This is a genomic window from Oerskovia rustica (assembly GCF_014836555.1).
Classification (GTDB): Bacteria; Actinomycetota; Actinomycetes; order Actinomycetales; family Cellulomonadaceae; genus Oerskovia; species Oerskovia rustica.
This window is the reverse complement of record NZ_JACSQQ010000012.1, coordinates 1-3,170: the sequence shown is the minus strand read 5'-3', so window position 1 is coordinate 3,170 and position 3,170 is coordinate 1. Positions and strand designations below refer to the sequence as shown.

Here is a 3,170-nt window from a genome sequence, read left to right as displayed (position 1 = left end):
GGCGCCCTTCGACGTGCTGGGGTCGCCGGTACGGCGACCTGAGGCGGCCAGGCGGCCTAGAGGCGGACGACCGCCTGCGCCTTCATGAGGACCTTGGCGCCCTCGAACGTGACCGTGAGGTCGATGCGGACCGTGCGCGCCTCGAGGTCGATCGCGCCGATCGCGCCCGACACCGAGATCGCGGCCTCGCCGGGGTTCGGCACCGGGACCGGGCGCGTGAAGCGCGTCTGGTAGTCCACGACCGCGCCAGGGTCGCCGGCCCAGTCCTCGACCAGCGCGACGGCCGCGCCCATGGTGAACATGCCGTGCGCGATCACGCCCGGCAGGTCCACGCTCTGCGCGAAGGCGTCGTTCCAGTGGATCGGGTTGAAGTCGCCGCTCGCGCCGGCGTAGCGGACGAGGCGGGCCCGGTCGACGAGGACCTCACGCGTCCCGACGACGTCACCCACCGCGAGGGCGGAGAGGTCCGGTCGCGTGGTGCCCACCGGAGAGGCGATGTGCTCGGTCATGCGTCCTCCCCGCGGACGACGAGGCTCGACGTGACGGTCGCGACGGGCTCGACGGTTCCGGAGCCGTCCGCCGCCAGGGCGCCGATCTCGGCGCGGGTCGTGACCATCGAGATGCCCGCCCGCTGCGTGATCGAGTCGACGTGCAGCACGGTCACGAGCTCGTCGCCGGCGACGATCGGACGGTGGTGCACGAACCGCTCGTCCGCGTGGACGACCCGCGTGAAGTCGACACGGGCCTCAGGGTCCTGGATGAAGGGCGCCTCGGCGCGCTGCGCGACGATCACCGCGAACGTGGGCGGTGCGATCAGGTCCGGATAGCCCAAACCCCGCGCAGTGGCCACATCGTGGTGCGCGGGGTGGGACGAACCGACAGCAGCGGCGAACTCGCGGATCTTCTCGCGGCCGACCGAGTACGGGGCGGTGGCCGGGTACTCACGACCGGCGTAGTCAGCGTTGATCGCCATGCGTGCGGAGATGCTCAGCGGAGCCGCTGGATCAGCGGGTCTCGCGGTGAGCGGTGTGCTTGCCGCAGCGCGGGCAGAACTTCGCCAGCTCGAGACGGTCGGGGTCGTTGCGGCGGTTCTTCTTGGTGATGTAGTTCCGCTCCTTGCAGTCCACGCATGCGAGCGTGATCTTCGGGCGAACGTCTGAGCTCTTGCTTGCCACGGTAGTGCCACCTCTCGCGCCTCCGGAGGGCGCTACGTGCTTGCTAGGCCGCACGGCGCCGGCCGCCGTACGGTGTGTTGTCAGGAAGTGGTAGCGGGGGCGGGGCTCGAACCCGCGACCTCACGATTATGAGCCGTGCGCTCTGACCAGCTGAGCTACCCCGCCGCGTGATGAACGCGGGGTCGTGTCGCCAGTATTCCAGCGAGACGACCCCGCGTCACTTCACAGAGCCCCGAAAGGGAATCGAACCCTTGACCTTCTCCTTACCATGGAGACGCTCTGCCGACTGAGCTATCGGGGCAGCGGTGAAAAGATTACACGGGTTCGGCCGTGGTGCGAAATCGGCCTCGACGACCACCCGAAACCCCAGTGATCAGGCCGATTCTGCGGCCCGTGCGAGAGCGGGGCCCTCGCTCTGCGGACGTGCGCCGGGCGAGCGGAACCGGTCCGACATGTCACGACTTCACCCCCCGGCTGTCCGCACCGCCCGCGACCTGGGGGCGACCTGGGGGTGCACCGGAGGCCGACCGCCCGCGGTCGGCACCGCCGTCGGGCCGGCGACCTGGCCCCTGAAGCGCCCTGGTGACCACACGCCCCCCTCACGTCGACCCCCGGAAACGCGAACGAGGCGCCACCCGATGGGTGACGCCTCGCTCGATCGCGTGGCAGGTGAGGGATTCGAACCCCCGAAGGCTGAGCCGTCTGATTTACAGTCAGATCCCTTTGGCCGCTCGGGCAACCTGCCGTGCTGGGTGATGAACTCTCGATCCGTGACGACCGGGCCGCACCAAGGCGCAACCAGCGGGCGCTTCCGAACTGCGGGAGCGTGGCAACAGTACAGCGAATCCGGCCCCGGAGGAAAATCGACCCCTCACGATCGGCCCTCACCCGCTTACAGTGGACCGTGAGCCAGGCCCCCCAGCACCCCGTGAACGACCTCTCCGCGCCACCGGACCCCTCCCGTCCGGGCGCTCCGGGCACCCCCGGCGCGTCGGCCCCGATCGACCGCCTCGGTGTGGTCCTCGGTGCGAGCGCGTACTTCCTGTGGGGCGCGATGCCCCTCTTCTTCCCGCTGCTCCAGCCGGCCGGACCGCTCGAGATCATCTCCCACCGCGTGGTGTGGAGCCTGCTGTTCTGCCTCTTCCTGCTGCTGGTGATGCGCAAGCTGCCCGCGTTCCGGGCCGCGTTCCGCGTGCGCCGGACCGTGGGGCTGCTCGCGATCGCCGCGGTGCTCGTGGCCACGAACTGGACCGTGTACGTCTACGGCGTGCTGTCCGGGCACGTGCTCGACGCGGCCCTCGGGTACTTCATCAACCCGCTCGTCACGGTGCTGCTCGCGGTGCTCGTGCTCAAGGAGCGGCTGCGCCCCGCGCAGTGGGTCGCGCTCGGGATCGGCACCGCCGCCGTGGTCGTCCTCACGATCGGCGTGGGCCGGCTCCCGTGGATCGCGCTGACCCTCGCGGCCTCGTTCGGCCTGTACGGCCTCGTCAAGAACCGCGTCGGGCGCGACGTCGAGGCCCTGCCCGGCCTCGCGGTCGAGACGACGCTGCTGTTCCCCGTGGCGCTCGGCTACCTGGTCTTCCTCGGGATCACGGGCGAGGGAACGTTCGCCGCCGAGGGCACCGGTCACGCCCTCCTGCTCGCGTCGAGCGGCGTCGTCACGGCCCTGCCCCTCCTGCTGTTCGGCGCGGCGGCCCGCCGGCTGCCGCTGAGCCTCGTGGGCATGCTCCAGTACCTCGCACCCGTGCTCCAGTTCCTCGTCGGGCTGCTCGTGTTCCACGAGTCCATGCCGCCCGCACGGTGGGCCGGCTTCTCGCTCGTGTGGCTCGCGCTGATCGTGCTCAGCGTCGACGGCCTGCGCGCGCTGCGCGCGTCCCGGCTCGCGGCTCCCCGCTGACCGCGGCGGGGGCCGCCGCCGGATCACCCGGTGCCGTGCCCGCGGCGCCGCCCCCGGCCCCCGCCCCCGACCCGTGGCCCCCCCCCCCCCCCCCGACC

4 protein-coding genes and 3 tRNA genes are annotated in these 3,170 nt (G+C 71.5%); 1 reads left to right on the top strand and 6 read right to left on the bottom strand.

Annotation, left to right across the window (positions count from 1 at the left end):
• Positions 1-56 precede the first annotated feature (56 nt).
• From H9652_RS08610 to H9652_RS08585, 6 genes are all read right to left on the bottom strand, one after another.
• Positions 57-509, bottom strand: a complete 453-nt coding sequence (locus tag H9652_RS08610) for a MaoC family dehydratase (RefSeq protein ID WP_191795899.1) — start codon at positions 507-509, stop codon at positions 57-59.
• On the bottom strand, positions 506-973 hold the full coding sequence (locus H9652_RS08605) for an FAS1-like dehydratase domain-containing protein (RefSeq protein ID WP_191795898.1): 468 nt from the start codon (positions 971-973) through the stop codon (positions 506-508). The genes H9652_RS08610 and H9652_RS08605 overlap by 4 nt, the downstream gene beginning before the upstream one ends.
• A gap of 31 nt (positions 974-1,004) precedes the next feature.
• The gene (gene rpmG / locus H9652_RS08600; RefSeq protein WP_030151977.1) at positions 1,005-1,175 is read right to left on the bottom strand and encodes a 50S ribosomal protein L33; all 171 of its coding nucleotides are present in this window, start codon (positions 1,173-1,175) and stop codon (positions 1,005-1,007) included.
• Between the two features lie 88 nt (positions 1,176-1,263).
• A tRNA-Met gene (locus tag H9652_RS08595) sits at positions 1,264-1,340 on the bottom strand.
• A 63-nt stretch (positions 1,341-1,403) separates the two neighbouring features.
• Positions 1,404-1,476, bottom strand: a tRNA-Thr gene (locus tag H9652_RS08590).
• Positions 1,477-1,838: 362 nt separating this feature from the next.
• Positions 1,839-1,920, bottom strand: a tRNA-Tyr gene (locus tag H9652_RS08585).
• Between the two features lie 159 nt (positions 1,921-2,079).
• Between H9652_RS08585 and rarD the strand changes: the two genes are divergently transcribed.
• Positions 2,080-3,072, top strand: coding sequence for an EamA family transporter RarD (rarD, locus tag H9652_RS08580; RefSeq protein ID WP_404822007.1), 993 nt, complete (start codon positions 2,080-2,082; stop codon positions 3,070-3,072).
• Positions 3,073-3,170: the final 98 nt, after the last annotated feature.

What these genes read in the sequence shown, in the direction of transcription:
- H9652_RS08610 (WP_191795899.1), bottom strand. Translation starts at nt 509, where the DNA reads ATGACCGAGCACATCGCCTCTCCGGTGGGCACCACGCGACCGGACCTC.
- H9652_RS08605 (WP_191795898.1), bottom strand. Translation starts at nt 973, where the DNA reads ATGGCGATCAACGCTGACTACGCCGGTCGTGAGTACCCGGCCACCGCC.